Here is a 19,074-nt window from a genome sequence, read left to right as displayed (position 1 = left end):
TTCCCCTCTTAATTAAGTTCGGTAGCTTGCATTTATTTTCACATAATCATAGGTTAGATCGCAGCCCCAAGCAGTTCCTGCTCCATCGCCTATGTTCAGTTCCACAGATATGGTAATTTCATCGCCTAATAAATAGTCTTTCGCCAATTCCTCCGAAAAGCTTTGAGGCTCGCCGTTTTTAAATAAGCATTGCCCGCCGATGTAGATTTCAACGGAATCAGGTGATACAGCTGCATCACTGTGGCCGATCGCTCCGACAATTCTGCCCCAGTTAGCGTCTGTTCCATACACAGCTGTTTTTACTAGGTCGGAGCCTACGATTTTTTTGGAAATAACATTTGCTTCTTTTTTGTTTTCCGCCCCGCTTACACGCACTTCGATCAGCTTCGTTGCGCCCTCTCCGTCTCTGGCAATTTCCTTGGCAAGATCCTCGCAGACCATACGGAAACCAGTTAGGAATGTGTTCCAATCCTGATGGTTTTCGTCTAGCGGCTGATTTCCTGCGCAGCCGTTCGCCATGGCCAAAACCATGTCATTCGTCGAGGTTTCCCCGTCAACAGTGATTTGGTTAAAGGATACGTCTGTAATTTCACTCAATGCTTTTTGCAGCGCCTGTTCGTTAACGGCTGCATCCGTTGTAACAAATCCAAGCATCGTCGCCATGTTCGGGTGAATCATTCCGGATCCTTTAGAGCAGCCCGCAATCGTAACCTTTTTACCGTCGATCGTCATTTCATAGCAGGTTTGCTTAATTTTTGTATCTGTCGTTAAAATGGCTTCTTCGAAATGGCCGTCACCCGGGTCCGTTTCGCTTAGAACATTTATTCCTTTGCGGATTTTATCCATATCGAGAAGCTCTCCGATCACTCCAGTTGAAGAAATGGCTACCATTTCCGGATCAACGTTCAACTGGTCTGCACATAACCGCCTCATCTCGTAAGCATCTGCCATGCCTTGCTTTCCTGTACACGCATTTGCGATTGCGCTGTTTACCAGCACAGCTTTTATGAAGGAATCATTTTCAAAGCTATTTTTAGTTACTTTAACCGGTGCGGCTTGAAAGTGGCTCTGTGTATAAACTGCCGCACTGACAGCGGGAACCTCGCTTACAATCAACCCTAAATCTTTTTTTGCGTATCGCAGACCAATGTGTACTCCTTTGGCAATGAAGCCTTTAGGTGAAGATACCGAACCTTGAACCTTAATGATGCTATCCTGACTCAACTGAATCATTTTTTTCGCTCCTGTCTTATGGATATATTGGGGAGAAGAGTAAGCCTGTTTCCTCCGGCCATCCATTCATTAAATTAAAATTTTGTACTGCCTGGCCGGCAGCTCCTTTGACGAGATTATCGATCACAGAAACGATGGTTACCCTTCCTGTTCTCTCGTCAGCTGCGACGGCTATATCACAATAGTTGCTTCCATAAACTTCTTTTGTCGACGGATAATTTCCGATATCTCTGATTCTTACAAAATAGGAATCTTGATAAAATTCCTTATACAGCTCATGTAATTGGCTGCTGTTATAGTTTCCGGCAAGATCGGCATAGATCGTCGCCATGATTCCTCTCGTCATTGGCACGAGATGAGACGTAAATGTCACTCGCTCAAAGGATGGATTGAGACTGCTTAACATCTGCTCGATTTCTGGTGTATGCTTATGTTCATGGACACTATATATTTTAAAATTCTCGTTTGTTTCGGAAAAATGTGTCGCAGAAGAAGCTTTCCTGCCCGCTCCCGACACTCCTGTTTTTGCGTCAATGATGACGGATGGTTCCTTTATTGCTCTATTTTTAACCAGCGGCGCAAGACCAAGGATAGCCGCAGTCGGAAAACAGCCCGGATTTGCAATACATGAAGCATCTTTGATTGCCTTGGCATTTAATTCGCTCAATCCGTATACTGCCTCAGAAATGATTTGCTGAGGAGCTGCTTTTCTCTTGTACCATTTTTCATAGACTGTCGGTTCTTTCATTCGCAAATCACCGGAAAGATCAACAACAGGCACTTGTCTTTCTGCAAATTGGGGAGTTAGTTCGCTTGACACTCCCGGCGGAGTCGCCAAAAAGACAAAATCCACTTCTTCAGCCATTTTTTCAACATCAATTGGCTGTAATGTTTTATCTATGATTTTATTGACATGCGGAAAGCTTTCCCAATACGGAAGGCCGTCTTCACTAGATGAATACAATATACAATCTTCTGCATATGGATGAGTATGTAAAATACGAAGTAATTCTGCTCCTCCATAGCCAGTAGCACCAACAATACCAATCTTCACGTTCCGTTCACCTTCTCGATCCTGTTAAATTATATAACATTATAACATGAATAAAAATTAATTCAATTGTATATTTACTAATTCTTTTAAAATCTTTATTTCGCCGATTATACAAATAACTCTTTCCTTTTATAAATCGAAACCAAACATTCGAATCCGCCCTAAAAAAGCCTGTCTCTCGCAAAAGACAGGCTACATGCTTATTATAAAGTAAAGAAACTTCTAATAAATAAAATAAATAAAAAAATTACCAAAAAATAAAACTGCCTCCATTTGCAACGAAATGGGGGCAGTAAAAAAAATCTTATTGAATGCCTAACGCGATTTTTGCATATCTTGACATTTTATCTCTTGTCCAAGGCGGGTTCCAAACGATATCCACCTGTACATCCTTGACCTCCGGAATGTCATTTAATGCTTTTTTAACTTCATCTACGATAATAGGTGCAAGCGGACAACCCATAGATGTCAATGTCATTGTGATCGTCGTATTTCCTTCATCATCCATGTCAAGCTCATACACAAGACCTAGGTTTACAATGTCTATACCAAGCTCAGGATCGACCACCTGTTCAAGTGCTCCGAAAATATTTTCCCTTAATGCTTCATCCATTTATATCACTCCTTTTTTGTTAGTATAACGAAACTTCTCTTGAATAAAAATGAAAGTGCTTCTTCCTACAAATGGCAGGCAAACCATTCAACGGCTCTCTTTAAACCTTCACTGCTCACTTTATGCTCAGCCTGGTCATCTGCAATAAATTCAAGCCGTTTTGGTGTATCTGCATAGAAGGGAACCACTTGCTGATAAAATTGATAGGTCGGCTCGAAAGGAACGTATGGATCCCTTTTTCCATGCCAGAAGAATAGCGGCCGCAAATTCAGTTTTTCCGGTTGTTCCCATAAATCATAGGCGATTAACTGTTCGAGTTCATGATTTAATTCAGTATCGGGGATCGGAAGCAAAAAACCGCTGGCTCTCATCGATTCCACCTGCAGCTTTAAAAAACTATGTAAACTCGGGCTGCCCATCAAGCTGACCGCAGCTTTAATCCATTTGTATTGTGTAAGGGCTGCCAGAGTCGTAATCCCGCCCATCGATGTACCTCCGACTCCGATTTTGCCGCTGTCAATTAAGTCTCTCTGCTCAAAATGTTCCTTAATCATTTCAAGCTCTTTAATCTCGTTAACAACAATGGACGGAAAGCGGAGATTTAATTCATTTTTAGAAAGATTTTCTCCTCTTTCGCCATGGTAAAGTGCGTCAGGAAGAACAACACGCACCCCTTTTTCAGCCAGCATATATGCTAAGGAAAGATTCATTTCCTTAAAGCTTGTGAATCCGTGGACGAAAATAACAAGCGGCGCTTTGTTTTGACGCAAATCATTTCTATAAATATGAAGCAATGAAATCGTTGAAATGTTTTCTTTTTCGATAGTGACCATGTTTATTTCAACTCCTTTACGCATATCCATTTACATAAGTCTAACATGTAGACAATAAATATGGGAAAAAGATAAACTATAGTAGGAGATAATATGACTGGGGCAGCTGACGATTGCTTACATTTCCACGACAAAGGAGCTTTTATGAACACTAAACCGTATTTAATCGCTTTAGATTTGGATGGCACATTATTGAAAGATGATAAAACCATTTCGAACGAATCAATTGAAATTGTTCAGCGTTTAAAATCAGAAGGACATCAAGTTTGCATTTCAACAGGAAGACCTTATCGTTCATCTGCGATTTATTATGAACAGCTCAAGCTTGACAGTCCAATCGTTAATTTTAACGGTGCATTTGTCCATCATCCGCAAGACAAATCGTGGGGGAGATTTCATACCTCACTTGATTTGAATGCAGTGAAAGATATTATTGAAATTTCTGAAAAATATCACGTACATAATATTTTAGCTGAAATCATTGACGATGTGTACTTCCATTATCATGATGAACAGTTGATCGATGTGTTCAGCATGGGTGATCCGAAAGTAACGGTAGGCGATTTGAGATCCACTCTTGGCGAGGATGTCACAAGCATATTAATTCATGCGAAAGAAGAGGATGTCCCAAGGATCAGAAGTTATTTATCGGATGTACACGCAGAGGTCGTCGATCATCGTAGATGGGCTGCACCTTTTCATGTCATTGAAATCATTAAAAAAGGAATCAATAAGGCAGTAGGTCTTGAGAAAATCAGCAAATATTACGGAATTCCTAAAGATCGCATCATCGCTTTCGGCGACGAAGACAATGACACAGAGATGATACAATTTGCAGGCCATGGTGTTGCTATGGGAAATGCTATTCCTCTGATAAAAGAGACAGCCAATCACATCACTAAGACAAATGAAGAAAATGGCATTGCCGAATTTTTAAAAGATTTCTTTTCGTAATATTATTTTTTCCCATTACTAATTCTGATTATCCAAAGACATACTAGTATTGGCGACAGGCTCGCCAATACGTTTTTTTGGGGGCAATATTGATGGGTAAACGCAACAAATCAAAGCGTTTTGTTCAGCAAGGTAAAGATGCTGTAAGCCTTCATGATGCAAGGTTTCCCTACCGTTCAACTTTGGAGGAATCCATTCGAGATCAAGAATCCACAATTAGGGGGACTTAAATCGTGCGAAATGAATTATTTGATCAGGCAAAAGATTTTGTTCTTCATGCCGACCAAACAGCTTCAGGAAAAACCTCTGGTGATCTGACACATGCGATTTCTGCAGCAAAAAATGCCGTTTCTTCTGCATTTGCCAATTCGACAGACGCTGAAAGGGCTCAGCTGCGCAAGATGCAAAACCATCTGGATAGGTTATCGTAACCCAAGACAAAAAACCCCTTTTCCTATTTATTAGGAAAAGGGGTTTCCCCTAAGAGCTGAAGCTTGTACTTGCCTTCAATGTATTCACAGATTCTGATTTCCCTAAAAACGTAACTGTAGCCTTGTACTCACCAGGCTCTAAATTTTCTGTTTTCCATACATCGGTAAACTCATAAACCTCGCTTGGTTTTAAAACGATCGATTGAAATGCTTGTGTGAACATTTTGTCCTTGGAATACCGGTATTTCTGTTCTCCTTTTTCATCGTACACGACAAGCTCAAATCGCTGCCCGGTGTTAAATGTAAATTCAACATCCTCATTCCTGTTATTCTTTAGAGCCATAATAAATTCTACTTCACCGTTTTTCGGTACTGCTTCAATCGACAATGCCAGATCATTTTGTTCCACTTCACCTGATACCTCCTTGTCAGATTGGGGAGTTTCCTTTTGATCACAAGCTCCAAGCAGTAACATTGAAAAGACTAGTACAGCAAACCATTTCATCGCATGACCCCCTGATTAATCCTTGTTAAACAGTCCCAATACCCCTGTCGTTTGAACGATGTTAGTGAAAGCTTCAGGATCGATCTCGTTAATTATTTTCTCCAAATAATAGAGCTCGTATCTTGTGATTACTATTATCATCATATCTTTTTCTTCGTTTGTAAATGCCCCTTTTGCAGGTACGTTCGTAATTCCACGCTTCATACGGCTATAAATTGCTTTTGTAAGCAAATCTGCTTTTTTTGTGACGATCATGACGGTCAGCTTTTCATGTCTTGTATGGATAGAATCGATTACCCGTGTCGTTACGTAAAGCGTGACTAATGTATATAATGCTTTTTCTGCCCCATTTAATGCACCAGCCATCAAAATAATGATTGCATTTAGGATAAAGAAATAGGTTCCAACGGGCTTGTCCTTCCATTTGGCAAGAATCATCGCCACGATATCAAGACCTCCTGTTGAGGCTCCGTATTTCAAGGTCATTCCAATCCCAATCGCGGAAATCACTCCTCCGAATACGGCATTTAACAAAATATCTTCGGAAAATCTCGTCTCAGGAAGAATCGTCAAAAATACTGAAGTAAGCGCAACACTCAAAATACTATTGAGAGTGAATGATTTCCCTACTTTCAGCCAACCTAATATACCGACGGGGATATTTAATAGAAAGAGCAGGATCCCGGTTGATATATATATCGGCGAGTGTGCGTCAAGTACTCCTGACAACAGCTGGGCCACACCTGTAAAGCCGCTCGCATACACATTAGCAGGGATTAAAAAAAGGTTAAGTCCAATTGCGTTTAATAGTGCTCCTATACATACGATGACGAATTTTTTTATTTCCTCTTTCATTTGTTTCCTCCAAAAAAATTATTCCTATATGTTAGGTTTACCCTTCTTACATAGGTTTGAATACGAAAAGTAAAAAAGTGTGATATAGTTACAATGAATGAGTGCTCATTTATGTTATAGAAAGAAGGGATCCATTCACATGACGATTCGACTGCTTGCTGACAGCGGAGCTGATCTGCCAAAAAGTTACTATGATGAAAATAACATTACATTTATTCCATTAAGAGTCAACCTTGATGAAAATGAATATGACGATTTAATCACAATTCGGCCTGGCGAGATTTACGAAGCGATGAGAAACGGAAAATCCCCCAAAACCTCTCAGGCATCTCCAAATTTTCTGAAGGAAACCTTTACAGAACTCGCGAAAACCGCGGAACCCTCAATATATATCGCATTTTCTTCCGGACTCTCTGGTACATACGACACGGCGGTTATGATGAAAAATGAAGTCTTAGAAGAATATCCTGATTTCGATCTGAAGATTATTGACTCAAAAGGCGCCTCATTAGGCTGTGGATTAGCCGTTATGTATGCTCAGGAGCTTATTAGCACCGGAAATACAATACAGGAAGTTGAAGAGTCTGTAAAGAACTATTGTGAAAGTCTTCAATATATTTTTACAGTTGACGATTTAACCTATTTAGCAAGAGGCGGACGTATAAGCAAAACTTCAGCCTTTGTCGGTGGCCTGCTTAGCATTAAGCCACTTTTGCACATGAAGGATGGAAAGCTTGTTCCGTTAGAAAAAATCAGGGGACGAAAAAAATTAGTAAAACGCATGATTGAACTGATAGAAGCAAGAGGCGTAAATTTAAGCGAACAAAGAATCGGAATCAGCCACGGCGACGACATTGAGCTGGCAAATGAGGTGAAAGAGCTGATCGAAGAAGCTTTTCAACCTAAAGAGATCGTCATTAGTATGATTGGTGCCGCAATCGGAGCCCACTCAGGTCCCGGTACGCTTGCCATATTTTTTGCAGGAAAAGAATAGACAGAAAGTCTTCTTCTGCCTTACATGTGAAATAGAAGAAGCCGGCTTAGATTAATGAGCCGGCTTTTTTAGTTGAGATATAAAATTATCTCTTTCATGTTTACTTTGATGTACTTTTGTCGTTTCTTTAGATTTTAATTTGTGCGATCTCTCCAGGTTATTAGCGCTGCAGTTTTTTCTAGAAAAAGACGAAGAAACTTAGCATCCAGCCTGTATTCTTCTTATTATTTTTCTTTTGTTATTTCGTAAGTCCAGCTTCCCTCTTGACGCACTTTACCCTGCTTCATCAAATGACCTAACGCACGTTTGAAAGCACCTTTGCTCATCTGAAATCGTTCTTTGATATCTTCCGGGTCACTTTTATCTGAAAAAGGCATAGCTCCATTTCTCGTTCTCAAATAGGAAATGATTTGTTCTGCATCAGTGCTCATCGAATCCTGTTTCCTCGGCAGCAGAGATAAGTTGACAGAGCTATCGTCCTTAATCGCAATCACACGCGCCTTAAGCTGTTCGCCAAGCCTTGGCTCTTCCTTGCGTTGGGATGGATGGATAAATCCCCTGATTCCCTCTTCAGAAATGACAAAAGATCCTGAAGCGATTAATCGATAAACCGTGCCCGTTAATTCTTTATTCATCAGGCTTTGATCAGCTGGTTGAAACAGCTCCTTTATGACATCTTCAGGAGCAGGCTTTGCGAACATGCGTCCATATTTTGTTACTTTCATCATGCAATACAGCTTATCGCCTGCTTTTGGCCAAATGCTTTCAAAAGGCGGCAAATGCTCTGTCGCTACTAACGCATCCTTTGACAGGCCGACATCGACATAGACTCCTCTGCCTGAAACTACGTCGACAACCTCGACCCAATCGTAAACCTCTTCCGTTATTTTCGGCATTTTCATTGTTGCAGCCAATCGTTCCTCATGATCAACATAAAGATACACAAGTACCTCTTCACGATCGGAAATATCCTCTATGATCTCGCTGTTATGAAGCAGGATAGTCGATTCTCCATCAGTCAAAAAATATCCGTAATCTGCTTTTTTCTCTATTTCTAAAGTAACCTTTAAACCGGGTTTCATTTGTTTCTTCCTTTCTGTTTCCTGTATCATCTTATATTATCTCCAGCTACGTTGGAAGTTTGTACTTTATTCTACTATAATCAATTCATAAGATAAATGACGAGGAGGCCGAAAATGGCAAAAGAGAGTTCATTTGATATCGTATCAAAGGTAAACTTACCTGATGTCCAAAATGCAATCGGAAATGCGATGAAGGAAGTAGCCAACCGATATGATTTTAAAGGAAGCAAAAGTGACATTACACTTGAAAAGGACGAGCTAGTGTTGGTTTCAGATGATGAATTTAAAATGGATCAGCTGAAGGATGTATTGGTGAACAAGCTGATCAAGCAGAATGTGCCGACCAAAAATATTCAATATTCGAAAAGCGAAAAAGCCGCAGGGGGCACGGTCAGGCAACGTGGAAAACTTGTTCAAGGGATCGACAGCGAGCAAGCGAAAAAAATTAATAACCTGATTAAAAATTCCGGAATCAAAGTAAAATCCCAGATTCAAGGCGATCAGCTCCGCGTCATAGGTAAAAACAAAGACGATCTTCAGCAAATTATCTCTTTAATCAAGGGAGCAGACCTACCTATTGATGTCCAATTTATTAATTACCGATAAATTACTAGTTGATTATTTCGTTCACTTCATGTAAATTGAAAATACTATTATTTTTCATATCATTCATACAACTTATCATGAGAAGCGGAGGGACTGGCCCTGTGAAGCTTCAGCAACCGGTGCAATGATTCAATTCATTCATGACCAAGGTGCTAAATCCAGCAAGCGTACTTGCTTGAAAGATAAGGAGACAGCGGAAACGAACAAAAGTCTTCTTCAAACAGAAGACTTTTTTTATTTATAGTTCGTACTTGAGGAGGAAATTATGGGACTGATCGAAGATTTGCAAAAGAAAATTTTAATCGCCGATGGTGCGATGGGAACACTTCTTTATTCTTATGGAATTGACCGGTGTTTCGAAGAATTAAACATTTCTCAGCCTGAAGCAGTTCGCGGCGTTCACCAAGCGTATGTTAATGCCGGAGCTGATATTATTCAAACAAATACGTACGGAGCAAATCATATAAAGCTATCCAGATATGGTCTAGAAGACGATATTAAAAAAATCAATGCAGCTGCTGTTCAGCTCGCAAAGGCAGCTGCAGAGCAAGCATATGTGCTCGGTACTATCGGCGGTATCCGCACTTTTAATAAAAGTGCCCATACGCTCGAAGAAATCAAACGAAGCTTTCGTGAACAGCTCTACCTTCTGCTTCACGAAGAGCCTGATGGGTTACTATTAGAAACGTATTACGACCTGGAAGAAGCACAGGAAGTATTAAAGATCGCCAGAAAGGAAACGGACCTTCCGATCATTGTCAATGTGAGCATGCATGAACAAGGTGTTCTTCAAGACGGTACATCATTAGCCGATGCCCTTGCTTCACTGGAAGGTTTAGGAGCCGATTCAGTGGGTATGAACTGCAGTCTCGGACCTTATCACATGATTCAATCCCTTGAGGAGGTCCCACTGCCAAAGCATTCATATCTGGCTGTTTATCCGAATAGCAGCTTACCGGCATTAGAGGAAGGACGCTTGGTCTATGAAACAGATACGGATTATTTCGGCGAAAGTGCGCTAAAATTTCGAAATCAAGGAGCGCGAATTATCGGCGGCTGCTGCGGTACGACTCCTGCACACATCAAAGCAATGTCAGAAGCCGTCAAGCAATTGCATCCAGTTACCGAAAAAAGCGTCAAGGTCAAAAAAACGGATCCCGTCCATGTTCAGGATATCCGCGAGGAGCCTTCCTTGGACGAACTTGCAAAGCAAAAGCGGACAATTATCGTGGAACTTGACCCTCCTAAAAAACTTAATTTTGAAAAATTTCTGCATGCGGCTTCTGAGCTTCAAGCCGCCGGAATTGATGCACTTACGTTGGCTGATAACTCGCTAGCGACTCCGAGAATCAGCAATGTTGCCTGCGGGGCGCTATTAAAGCAGAAGCTTGACATGAGATCGCTAGTTCATATCACTTGCCGAGACAGAAATTTGATCGGACTTCAGTCCCATTTAATGGGTCTTGATACGTTAGGTCTTCAAGACATCCTGGCCATCACAGGAGACCCATCAAAAATAGGTGATTTTCCAGGAGCGACCTCGGTATATGATCTGACTTCCTTTGATTTAATAAGACTGATTAAGCAATTTAATGAGGGAGTATCCTATTCGGGTAAGCCTTTAGGGAAAAAGACAAACTTTTCTGTTGCAGGTGCGTTTAATCCGAATGTCCGCCATATTGATAAAGCAGTTAAACGATTGGAGAAAAAAATTGAATGCGGAGCTGATTATTTTATTTCACAGCCCGTTTATTCCGAAGAGCAGCTATACAAAATCTATGAAGAAACGAAGCATTTGACAACGCCGATTTACATTGGCATCATGCCGCTGACCAGCAGCAGAAATGCTGAATTTATTCATAATGAGATCCCGGGGATTAAACTTTCCGACGAAATCAGAGAGGCCATGGCGTTTGCCGGAGAAGATAAGCAAAAACAGGCAGAGGAAGGACTTTCTATTGCAAAATCCCTTTTAGATACAGCATGTGAGTTATTTAACGGAATCTATTTAATTACTCCCTTTTTACGGAGCGATCTAACGTCAGAATTAACGACTTATATACACCAGAAGAAAAAGGAGATACATCATGTCCACGACCATCAATGATCAGCTAAAAAAGAGAATTCTCATTCTAGACGGTGCCATGGGTACAATGATTCAAGATGCCAACCTTTCTCCAGATGATTTTGGCGGAGAAGAATACGAGGGCTGTAATGAATATTTAACAATCACTGCGCCCCACGTTATCAGGTCTATTCATGAAGATTATTTAGCAGCTGGCGCTGACTTGATTGAAACAAATACATTCGGGGCAACGAAGCTTGTATTAGATGAATATGAGCTCGGACATTTAGCATTTGATATTAACGTAAAAGCAGCTGAGTCGGCAAAAGAAGCTGTACAGAAATTCTCAACTGCCGACTGGCCTCGTTTTGTTGTAGGTGCTATGGGCCCTACGACTAAAACACTGTCAGTTACCGGGGGTACAACGTTTGACGAGTTGGTTGCCAACTATGAAGAGCAAGCAAGAGGCTTGATAATCGGCGGCTCTGACCTTCTTTTGCTGGAAACAAGCCAGGACATGCTGAATGTGAAAGCTGGGTTTATCGGTATTCAGGAAGCCTTTGCGAATACAGGCAAGCAATTGCCTTTAATGGTATCCGGCACGATAGAACCGATGGGTACCACTCTGGCAGGACAAGATATTGAAGCATTCTACATTTCCCTTCAGCACATGAAGCCGATCAGTGTCGGATTAAATTGTGCAACGGGACCGGAGTTTATGACCGATCATCTCCGGACGCTTTCTTCCTTTTCGTCATCCTACGTCAGCTGTTATCCGAATGCCGGACTGCCTGATGAAGAAGGGCATTATCATGAATCCCCTTCCTCTCTTGCGAAGAAAATTAAAGCCTTTGCCGAGCAAGGCTGGCTGAATATTATCGGCGGCTGCTGCGGAACGACGCCGGCACATATCGAGGCGCTGCGCGAAGCAGTTTCCGCTATTCCTCCTAGAGAGATCCCGAAAGACAAGCTTCCTCATTCGGTTTCCGGAATTGATGGACTGTTTTACGAAGAAAGCATGCGCCCTCTCTTTGTAGGAGAACGGACAAATGTCATCGGCTCCAGAAAATTCAAGCGACTCATTTCTGAACAAAAGTTTGAAGAAGCTTCAGAAATCGCAAGAGCGCAAATTAAAAACGGTGCCCATGTCGTGGATGTCTGCTTGGCAGATCCCGACCGTGATGAAGCTGAGGATATGGAAAACTTTATAAAAGAAGCGATGAAAAAAGTTAAAGCTCCTTTTGTCATTGATTCAACAGATGAAGCTGTGATTGAGGTAGCCTTGAAATATACGCAAGGAAAAGCAATTATTAATTCTATTAACTTAGAAGACGGTGAAGAACGGTTTGAAGAGGTATTGCCACTAGTCAAAAAATATGGTGGAGCTCTTGTTGTAGGGACGATAGATGAGGAAGGCATGGCCGTCACAGCTGAGAAGAAGCTGGAAATCGCGATTCGCTCGCATGAACTGCTCACAAAAAAATACGGCATTCCGTCCACTGACATTATTTTTGATCCGCTCGTCTTCCCGGTCGGAACTGGAGATGAGCAGTACATCGGCTCTGCGAGTGAAACCGTCAATGGCATTCGTTTAATTAAAGAAAAGCTTCCCGATTGCTTGACTATTCTTGGCGTCAGCAACGTCTCATTCGGTCTTCCGCCAGTAGGAAGAGAAATCTTAAACGCGGTTTATTTGTACCACTGTACGCAAGCGGGACTTGACTATGCCATTGTTAATACCGAAAAGCTTGAACGATTTGCCTCCATACCAAAAGAAGAGGTTGAAATGGCGGAAAAGCTATTGTTCCAGACGGATGACAAAACCCTTGCCACTTTCACAGAGTTTTATCGAGGCAAAAAGAAGGCTGACAAAAAGCCAAAGCAGTCACTATCTCTTGAGGATCGTTTGGCCGAATACGTCATTGAAGGGACAAAAGAAGGGCTGATCCCGGATTTGGAGGAGGCGTTAACAAAATACAGCACTCCTCTTGAAATTATCAATGGACCTTTGATGACCGGCATGGCAGAGGTTGGGCGTCTCTTTAACAATAATGAATTGATCGTCGCCGAGGTTCTGCAATCAGCTGAAGTGATGAAAGCGTCTGTCTCTTTTTTGGAAAACTACATGGAGAAAAAAGACGAGAGCGGAAAGGGCAAGATTATTCTTGCGACCGTCAAAGGCGATGTTCATGACATTGGCAAAAACCTAGTAGATATCATCCTAAGCAATAACGGCTATAAGGTTGTAGATCTTGGCATTAAGGTGACTCCGCAAGATTTAATCGCAGCTGTCCGCAAAGAAAATCCCGATATCATCGGGCTATCCGGGCTGCTTGTCAAATCCGCCCAGCAAATGGTCATTACGGCACAGGATCTCCATGAGGCTGATATTTCTCTGCCGATTATGGTAGGAGGTGCAGCCTTATCAAGGAAATTTACGAAAATGAAAATCTCTCCTGCTTATACTGGACCAGTTCTTTATGCAAAGGATGCGATGGACGGACTGGCCTTGGCCAATGATCTCCGAACAGACTTAGACCGATTTATCGAGGAGAAACGCCAGCAGGAAACGCCGGCAGAAACCGTTCAAGAGAAAAAACAATCAGAAACAGCAGTGAAGCTTCTTGAGAAGAGAGCCGTTATATCTGAAGCTCCTGTCTTTGTTCCGGAAGATTGCAAACGGCATTATTTAAAAAACATCGACCTTGCCAGTATCGTTCCGTATGTCAATGAACAAATGCTGATCGGCCATCACTTAGGATTAAAAGGAAAAGTGAAGAGGCTTTTGGCTGAGAGAGATCCAAAAGCGATGCAGCTAAAAGAAATCATTGATGAGCTTCTGCAGGAGGGGAAAGAGAAAAAATGGTTTGATCCTGAAGTTGTCTATCAATTCTTTCCAGCATATAGTGAAGGGAATGATCTTCATATCCTCGACCCTGGGAATCAACAGGATATTCTTGAAACGTTCCATTTCCCGAGACAAGAGAAGCTTCCGTTCCGTTGCATTTCCGATTATGTGCATACAAAGGATAAGATTGACTACGTGTCATTTTTCACGGTAACAGCCGGACGCCATATTAGAGAAATTGCTAATCAGTTTAAAACACAGGGAGACTATTTAAAAAGCCATGTCGTTCAAGCGCTCGCTCTAGAGCTTGCAGAAGGCTTGGCGGAGCGGACGCATCAAATCATCCGTGACCGCTGGGGCTTCCCTGATTCTCCGGATTTCACAATGGAAGAAAGATTCCAGGCGAAATATCAGGGACAACGGTATTCCTTCGGGTACCCTGCCTGTCCGGATCTTGAAGATCAGGCGAAGCTCTTCCGCCTCATTCAGCCGGAAGGAATCGGCGTTCAATTAACAGAAGGGTTTATGATGGAACCTGAGGCCTCTGTGTCGGCAATAGTAGTTTCTCACCCCGAAGCGCGTTACTTCAATGTACATTAAATACCAAAAGCTGCCCATCAAGTGATGCGGCAGCTTTTTTCTATATTACGATTATATGCGTTCAATACGCGCGGCAGCAAATTGATTCCAACGAGCGGAAATCGCCTGTAACGCATTGTCTTTATCCTGATAAGCACCAATTTGAGTTCCATCAATGATCACGCGGTATATGTTACTGCTAGCTTTTTTTTTCAGACTAAAGCTTTTTGCCAATCCGTTTACGTGCCCTCTTGCGACTCGTGTAATCCATGCCGGGTCTTTCATTTTATTCGCATCCGATTCGTCCGAAATAAATCCGTTTTCGGTTAAAATCGCTGGCATTGTTGTTTCACGAAGTACATGGAAATCTGCTTTTTTCCGTCCGCGATCTCTTAGTTCATTTTGCTTCAACACTTCTTCATGAATGATTCGTTGATAGCCAGCTGTAGCAGATTGATCGGAAAGACTAGTGTGAATATAATCTTCATATCCTTCTGCAGATCCATTAAAAGAATTTACGTGGATAGATAAATAAAAATCCGCTCCCCACAGATTGGCTGAATTGGTTCTTGCTGTCAAAGAAACCGTCTGATCGCCTGTCCGACTTAAGCGTATATCTACCCCTTCATATTCAATTCGCAATATCTCAGCAATCTTTTGCGCTATTGAAAGATTCACATGTTTCTCAAGCAAGCCATTTCCAGAAGCTCCACTATCTGTACCTCCGTGGCCAGGGTCAATAAATAGCTTCACTAGATATGCCTCCTCTTACTTGATTTAGATGGTTGTCCTATTTAACTATGACTTAATCTTTTACCATCACTACTAATCTATGAATTTGATCAGATTTTGTTCTGGCATTCCCCTAGTGTATTTAAGCATTTTTTAAGTCTTTTGACCGTTTTTTAATGACAAGGTGTAAAGACATGTGTAAACTTAATTAGCGTAAGATGATGAAGAAACAGAGGTGGCTTATTTGAAGAACAAACAAATTTCAGAGAGGAAGCTTCTCGGCATTGCCGGAATGGGCTGGATGTTTGACGCAATAGACGTTGGCATCCTGTCGTTTATCATAGCAGCATTGCACAGTGAGTGGAATTTAAACCCTCAGGAGATGAGCTGGATCGGCAGTATCAATTCAATAGGAATGGCCGTAGGCGCTTTCGTTTTCGGTATCCTTGCTGATCGGATCGGAAGGAAACACGTCTTTATTATAACTCTTTTATTTTTCTCGATTGGCAGTGGATTGTCTGCACTAACGACGACTCTTAGCGCATTTTTAATTTTGCGCTTCTTTATCGGAATGGGCCTTGGCGGAGAGCTCCCAGTGGCTTCGACGCTCGTATCGGAGTCAGTGGCACCTGAAAAACGAGGCAGAATTGTCGTTTTGCTTGAAAGCTTTTGGGCAGTTGGCTGGCTTATTGCCGCCTTGATTTCGTATTTTGTGATCCCTTCGTTTGGATGGCAAACAGCTCTTATTTTAACGGCCATTCCTGCACTTTACGCCATATATTTACGAATCGGCCTGCCGGATTCACCGAAGTACGAAACACTTGATGTGAAAAAGAAAAACGGTTGGATGAAAAATATTTCATTACTATGGTCAAAACAATATAAGCGCTCAACAACCATGCTATGGATCGTCTGGTTCTGCGTCGTCTTTTCCTATTACGGAATATTCCTATGGCTGCCAAGTGTCATGGTTATGAAAGGCTTCAGCATGATTCAAAGCTTTGAATATGTCCTTATCATGACGCTTGCCCAGCTCCCAGGTTATTTTTCTGCAGCGTGGCTCATTGAGAAAGCTGGAAGGAAAGCCGTTCTCATGATCTATCTAATAGGAACGGCCATCAGCGCATTTTTCTTCGGAAATGCCGAGTCTCTTCCAATGCTTCTTACATTCGGGATGCTTCTTTCCTTTTTTAACCTCGGTGCCTGGGGAGTTTTATACGCCTATACACCAGAGCAATACCCGACAGCCGTCAGAGGCTCCGGTGCAGGGCTGGCAGCATCCATCGGCCGTGTCGGCGGCATCCTCGGTCCGCTGTTAGTCGGATATATGGTCACACAAGGAACATCGATCGCGATTATTTTCACTATTTTCTGCGGGTCAGTCTTTCTCGCCGTGTTAGCGGTCTTCTTTTTAGGAACGGAAACAAAGCAAAAAGAAATTTTTTAAACCCTTTGCCAAGCAGGAAAACTGATTTTCCGCTTGGCATTTTTTATCCTTTTGTTCCACCAGCGGTTAAACCGGAAATGAGATACCTTTGCAAAAACAGAAAAACCAAGGCAATCGGGATGGCAATTAGGATACTGCCGGCTGCGAATCTAGTGAAATTATTAGCAAATTGATTATTAATAAAGGAGAAAAGACCTATGGCAAGAGTAAAGTTTTCTGGTGATCTAATAATAATTGAAGGCAGCAGAAAATCTGTAAACGGCGCCATAAAATTAAACAAAGCCACAACTGCCAAAATCGGCTTTGCCAGCGGCAGCATGATTTTGAAAAAGACAGCAAAATGCCCTGCACCGTCGATTCTGGCCGCATCATCAAGCTCCCTGCCAATCGTATCAAAATAGCCTTTGACCAGCCATGCATTAAAAGGGATCTGCCCGCCGATATAAATGAGAATGAGCCCCGCCAGTGTATCGAGAAGCCCGAGCATATTCAACAGCACATAAATCGCGACCATTGCCATTAAAGAAGGGAACATTTGCAGCAGTAAAAAGGTATACAATCCATATCTTCTGCCGACAAACTTATACCGAGAAAAAGCATACGCAATCAGAGCAGTCAAAAGAACCGAGATACCTGAATTGATGACGGCGACAATGAGACTGTTTTTGTACCAAAGCAAATAGTCACTTTCTGCAGAAGTAAAAAGCCACTTATAATGGGTAAATGACCAGTTTTCCGGTATCAAGGCGGCAGTATACAGACTGTTTCCTGAATTTAATGACAGCCCTATCGTCCAAACAAGAGGGTATCCAATCAAAATAAACATAATAAAAATAAACAAATACATGAATGTCACTTCGATTTTTGATTTCGTTTTCGCAGACATTACAGAGTCCCCTCCTCTTTAAAGGATCTCGTTCGTCTGAATTGAAAAAATGCGGCTGCAGACACGAAAAGCCCAATCAGTATAGATATGACTGCTGCCATATTGTAGTTATTCGTTTGAAAGGTCAGTTTATAAACCCAGGAGATTAATATATCCGTCCCTCCCGCATTTTGTCCTCTGACAGTTGGTCCTCCTTCATTAAACAAATAGATTATATTAAAATTGTTAAAATTCCCTGCATATTGCATGATCAGCAAAGGAGCAGTCGCATAGAGGAGATGAGGGAGCGTAATCATGCGAAACTTCTGCCATTTGCTTCCGCCATCTACATCAGCAGCCTCATACCAATCCTTTGAAATGCTTTGGAGAACTCCTGTAAACAAAGCAAAAACAAACGGAAAGCCAAGCCAAGTTTGAATGAGAATCAATGCAACTTTCGACCAAAACGGATCTGACAGCCATGGAATCGCTAAGTGAAAATAGGAAAGAAGATCACGATTGATTGTACCAAATTCATCATTGAACATTGCTGCAAAAATTAAGATCGTTACAAAAGCAGGAACTGCCCATGGAAGGATGAGCATCGTCCGAATGGCTCGTTTGAATTTAATCCGGGGATCGTTAACAATTACCGCCAGCAGCAAGCCGATCCCAATTTGCAGAGATGTTGCAAGAAATGTCCAGATGAGTGTCCATGAAAGGACGCTGAAAAAAGTATCCTGCCATATCGGAACTGTAACTAAATCGATAAAATTCGCAAACCCTACCCAATCTAGAAGATTTCTTGGCGGTGAATTGTAAAGATTATAATTTGTAAAAGCGAGTGCTATCATAAATAATAGCGGCAGCACAACGACGAAAATAAGCATGACAAAGCCAGGTGTAATCATCAAATACGGGAAGCTCGAATCCCACATATGCCGCAGTATCTCTTTAAAGCCAGCACTCGGGATTCCTGCTTGTTTCTCTCTCGCATCGAGATACGCATCACGGATATTGTAAATATATAAAACAAGAGCGAAACAAACCAAAATAAGTGAAATAATTCCTTGGATTAACAGAAAAATGGAGTGATCAAGCATCGGGATTTCCCCAAGGGTGATTAGTCCCCAAAACCCGATATTGATAAAATTAGCAAAGACGATCAAAAATACAGCTCCGATCATAAACAGGAATATTCCTTTTACGTATCTTCGATTATACAATTGACCAAGCCCTGCAAATATTGCAGACAAAACCAGCGCTAGCCACGGTCGATGTACTCGTTTTAAAGACGTGCTATGCGCCGGCTTCTCCGTCTTTAGATCTGTCATTACCTTTCTCCCCCCTTTTTAAGGGATAGGGGCAAGATAGATGC

18 protein-coding genes and 1 riboswitch are annotated in these 19,074 nt (G+C 41.9%); of the genes, 8 read left to right on the top strand and 10 right to left on the bottom strand.

The features are described from left to right. Positions 1 to 12 precede the first annotated feature (12 nt). The 4 genes from argJ to AM592_RS03225 all read right to left on the bottom strand — a co-directional run bounded on the left by argJ (position 13) and on the right by AM592_RS03225 (position 3,733). Entirely contained in the window at positions 13 to 1,233 is a 1,221-nt protein-coding gene (gene argJ / locus AM592_RS03240; RefSeq protein ID WP_053602450.1) for a bifunctional ornithine acetyltransferase/N-acetylglutamate synthase, read from the bottom strand. Between the two features lie 16 nt (positions 1,234 to 1,249). Continuing rightward, positions 1,250 to 2,287, bottom strand: a complete 1,038-nt coding sequence (argC, locus tag AM592_RS03235; protein ID WP_053602449.1) for an N-acetyl-gamma-glutamyl-phosphate reductase — start codon at positions 2,285 to 2,287, stop codon at positions 1,250 to 1,252. A 304-nt stretch (positions 2,288 to 2,591) separates the two neighbouring features. Next, positions 2,592 to 2,900, bottom strand: a complete 309-nt coding sequence (locus AM592_RS03230) for a metal-sulfur cluster assembly factor (RefSeq protein WP_053602448.1) — start codon at positions 2,898 to 2,900, stop codon at positions 2,592 to 2,594. A gap of 65 nt (positions 2,901 to 2,965) precedes the next feature. Next, positions 2,966 to 3,733 (bottom strand): alpha/beta fold hydrolase, encoded by a 768-nt coding sequence (locus tag AM592_RS03225; protein WP_053602447.1) that lies wholly within the window; start codon positions 3,731 to 3,733, stop codon positions 2,966 to 2,968. A 144-nt stretch (positions 3,734 to 3,877) separates the two neighbouring features. On the opposite strand from AM592_RS03225, the gene AM592_RS03220 reads away from it, so the two are divergent. The 3 genes from AM592_RS03220 (at position 3,878) to AM592_RS03215 (ending at position 5,118) form a co-directional block, all read left to right on the top strand. After that, complete coding sequence (locus AM592_RS03220; protein ID WP_053605963.1) at positions 3,878 to 4,687, top strand: Cof-type HAD-IIB family hydrolase; 810 nt, start codon at positions 3,878 to 3,880, stop codon at positions 4,685 to 4,687. Between the two features lie 92 nt (positions 4,688 to 4,779). After that, complete coding sequence (locus AM592_RS24300; RefSeq protein ID WP_192841134.1) at positions 4,780 to 4,917, top strand: hypothetical protein; 138 nt, start codon at positions 4,780 to 4,782, stop codon at positions 4,915 to 4,917. A gap of 3 nt (positions 4,918 to 4,920) precedes the next feature. Then, a complete protein-coding gene (locus AM592_RS03215) occupies positions 4,921 to 5,118 on the top strand; it encodes a DUF3813 domain-containing protein (protein WP_053602446.1) in 198 nt (65 codons plus the stop codon). Between the two features lie 49 nt (positions 5,119 to 5,167). On the opposite strand, the gene AM592_RS03210 is transcribed toward AM592_RS03215, so the two are convergent. Both AM592_RS03210 and AM592_RS03205 read right to left on the bottom strand, forming a co-directional pair. Next, a complete protein-coding gene (locus AM592_RS03210; RefSeq protein ID WP_053602445.1) occupies positions 5,168 to 5,623 on the bottom strand; it encodes a BsuPI-related putative proteinase inhibitor in 456 nt (151 codons plus the stop codon). 15 nt (positions 5,624 to 5,638) lie between these two features. Continuing rightward, positions 5,639 to 6,478 (bottom strand): YitT family protein, encoded by an 840-nt coding sequence (locus AM592_RS03205; RefSeq protein WP_053602444.1) that lies wholly within the window; start codon positions 6,476 to 6,478, stop codon positions 5,639 to 5,641. Between the two features lie 139 nt (positions 6,479 to 6,617). Here AM592_RS03205 and AM592_RS03200 point away from each other — a divergent pair, with 139 nt between their 5' ends. Next, positions 6,618 to 7,472 carry a DegV family protein gene (locus AM592_RS03200; protein ID WP_053602443.1) on the top strand — a complete coding sequence of 285 codons (855 nt, stop codon included), beginning with the start codon at positions 6,618 to 6,620 and terminating at the stop codon, positions 7,470 to 7,472. A gap of 224 nt (positions 7,473 to 7,696) precedes the next feature. Here the strand turns inward: AM592_RS03200 and AM592_RS03195 are convergent, their stop codons facing one another. Continuing rightward, positions 7,697 to 8,554: a CvfB family protein gene (locus AM592_RS03195; protein WP_053605962.1), complete on the bottom strand. Its 858-nt coding sequence runs from the start codon at positions 8,552 to 8,554 to the stop codon at positions 7,697 to 7,699. Positions 8,555 to 8,668: 114 nt separating this feature from the next. Here AM592_RS03195 and AM592_RS03190 point away from each other — a divergent pair, with 114 nt between their 5' ends. From AM592_RS03190 to metH, 3 genes are all read left to right on the top strand, one after another. Continuing rightward, positions 8,669 to 9,160, top strand: a complete 492-nt coding sequence (locus tag AM592_RS03190; protein WP_053602442.1) for a YajQ family cyclic di-GMP-binding protein — start codon at positions 8,669 to 8,671, stop codon at positions 9,158 to 9,160. A 69-nt stretch (positions 9,161 to 9,229) separates the two neighbouring features. Further along, a riboswitch (SAM riboswitch) is annotated at positions 9,230 to 9,349 on the top strand. 76 nt (positions 9,350 to 9,425) lie between these two features. After that, on the top strand, positions 9,426 to 11,267 hold the full coding sequence (locus AM592_RS03185; RefSeq protein WP_053602441.1) for a bifunctional homocysteine S-methyltransferase/methylenetetrahydrofolate reductase: 1,842 nt from the start codon (positions 9,426 to 9,428) through the stop codon (positions 11,265 to 11,267). After that, on the top strand, positions 11,248 to 14,673 hold the full coding sequence (gene metH, locus AM592_RS03180; RefSeq protein ID WP_053602440.1) for a methionine synthase: 3,426 nt from the start codon (positions 11,248 to 11,250) through the stop codon (positions 14,671 to 14,673). Before AM592_RS03185 ends, metH begins: the two co-directional genes overlap by 20 nt. A gap of 51 nt (positions 14,674 to 14,724) precedes the next feature. Here the strand turns inward: metH and AM592_RS03175 are convergent, their stop codons facing one another. Continuing rightward, positions 14,725 to 15,405, bottom strand: a complete 681-nt coding sequence (locus AM592_RS03175; protein WP_053602439.1) for an N-acetylmuramoyl-L-alanine amidase family protein — start codon at positions 15,403 to 15,405, stop codon at positions 14,725 to 14,727. A gap of 271 nt (positions 15,406 to 15,676) precedes the next feature. Here AM592_RS03175 and AM592_RS03170 point away from each other — a divergent pair, with 271 nt between their 5' ends. Continuing rightward, on the top strand, positions 15,677 to 16,831 hold the full coding sequence (locus AM592_RS03170) for an MFS transporter (RefSeq protein ID WP_098945284.1): 1,155 nt from the start codon (positions 15,677 to 15,679) through the stop codon (positions 16,829 to 16,831). A gap of 43 nt (positions 16,832 to 16,874) precedes the next feature. Here AM592_RS03170 and AM592_RS03165 read toward each other — a convergent pair whose 3' ends face one another. Both AM592_RS03165 and AM592_RS03160 read right to left on the bottom strand, forming a co-directional pair. Next, entirely contained in the window at positions 16,875 to 17,717 is an 843-nt protein-coding gene (locus tag AM592_RS03165) for a sugar ABC transporter permease (protein WP_053602437.1), read from the bottom strand. Continuing rightward, positions 17,717 to 19,030: a sugar ABC transporter permease gene (locus AM592_RS03160; protein ID WP_053602436.1), complete on the bottom strand. Its 1,314-nt coding sequence runs from the start codon at positions 19,028 to 19,030 to the stop codon at positions 17,717 to 17,719. The genes AM592_RS03165 and AM592_RS03160 overlap by 1 nt, the downstream gene beginning before the upstream one ends. Positions 19,031 to 19,074: the final 44 nt, after the last annotated feature.

The sequence above is a fragment of the Bacillus gobiensis genome (assembly GCF_001278705.1).
GTDB classification, from domain to species: Bacteria; Bacillota; Bacilli; order Bacillales; family Bacillaceae; genus Bacillus; species Bacillus gobiensis.
This window is presented reverse-complemented; position numbering and strand designations above follow the sequence as displayed.

Excerpts from the sequence above, each read along its gene's own strand:
- argJ (WP_053602450.1), bottom strand. The coding sequence starts at position 1,233 with ATGATTCAGTTGAGTCAGGATAGCATCATTAAGGTTCAAGGTTCGGTA.
- AM592_RS03230 (WP_053602448.1), bottom strand. The coding sequence starts at position 2,900 with ATGGATGAAGCATTAAGGGAAAATATTTTCGGAGCACTTGAACAGGTG.
- AM592_RS03225 (WP_053602447.1), bottom strand. The coding sequence starts at position 3,733 with ATGGTCACTATCGAAAAAGAAAACATTTCAACGATTTCATTGCTTCAT.
- AM592_RS03220 (WP_053605963.1), top strand. The coding sequence starts at position 3,878 with ATGAACACTAAACCGTATTTAATCGCTTTAGATTTGGATGGCACATTA.
- AM592_RS24300 (WP_192841134.1), top strand. The coding sequence starts at position 4,780 with ATGGGTAAACGCAACAAATCAAAGCGTTTTGTTCAGCAAGGTAAAGAT.
- AM592_RS03210 (WP_053602445.1), bottom strand. The coding sequence starts at position 5,623 with ATGAAATGGTTTGCTGTACTAGTCTTTTCAATGTTACTGCTTGGAGCT.
- AM592_RS03205 (WP_053602444.1), bottom strand. The coding sequence starts at position 6,478 with ATGAAAGAGGAAATAAAAAAATTCGTCATCGTATGTATAGGAGCACTA.
- AM592_RS03200 (WP_053602443.1), top strand. The coding sequence starts at position 6,618 with ATGACGATTCGACTGCTTGCTGACAGCGGAGCTGATCTGCCAAAAAGT.
- AM592_RS03195 (WP_053605962.1), bottom strand. The coding sequence starts at position 8,554 with ATGAAACCCGGTTTAAAGGTTACTTTAGAAATAGAGAAAAAAGCAGAT.
- AM592_RS03190 (WP_053602442.1), top strand. The coding sequence starts at position 8,669 with ATGGCAAAAGAGAGTTCATTTGATATCGTATCAAAGGTAAACTTACCT.
- AM592_RS03185 (WP_053602441.1), top strand. The coding sequence starts at position 9,426 with ATGGGACTGATCGAAGATTTGCAAAAGAAAATTTTAATCGCCGATGGT.
- metH (WP_053602440.1), top strand. The coding sequence starts at position 11,248 with ATGTCCACGACCATCAATGATCAGCTAAAAAAGAGAATTCTCATTCTA.
- AM592_RS03170 (WP_098945284.1), top strand. The coding sequence starts at position 15,677 with ATGGGCTGGATGTTTGACGCAATAGACGTTGGCATCCTGTCGTTTATC.
- AM592_RS03165 (WP_053602437.1), bottom strand. The coding sequence starts at position 17,717 with ATGTCTGCGAAAACGAAATCAAAAATCGAAGTGACATTCATGTATTTG.
- AM592_RS03160 (WP_053602436.1), bottom strand. The coding sequence starts at position 19,030 with ATGACAGATCTAAAGACGGAGAAGCCGGCGCATAGCACGTCTTTAAAA.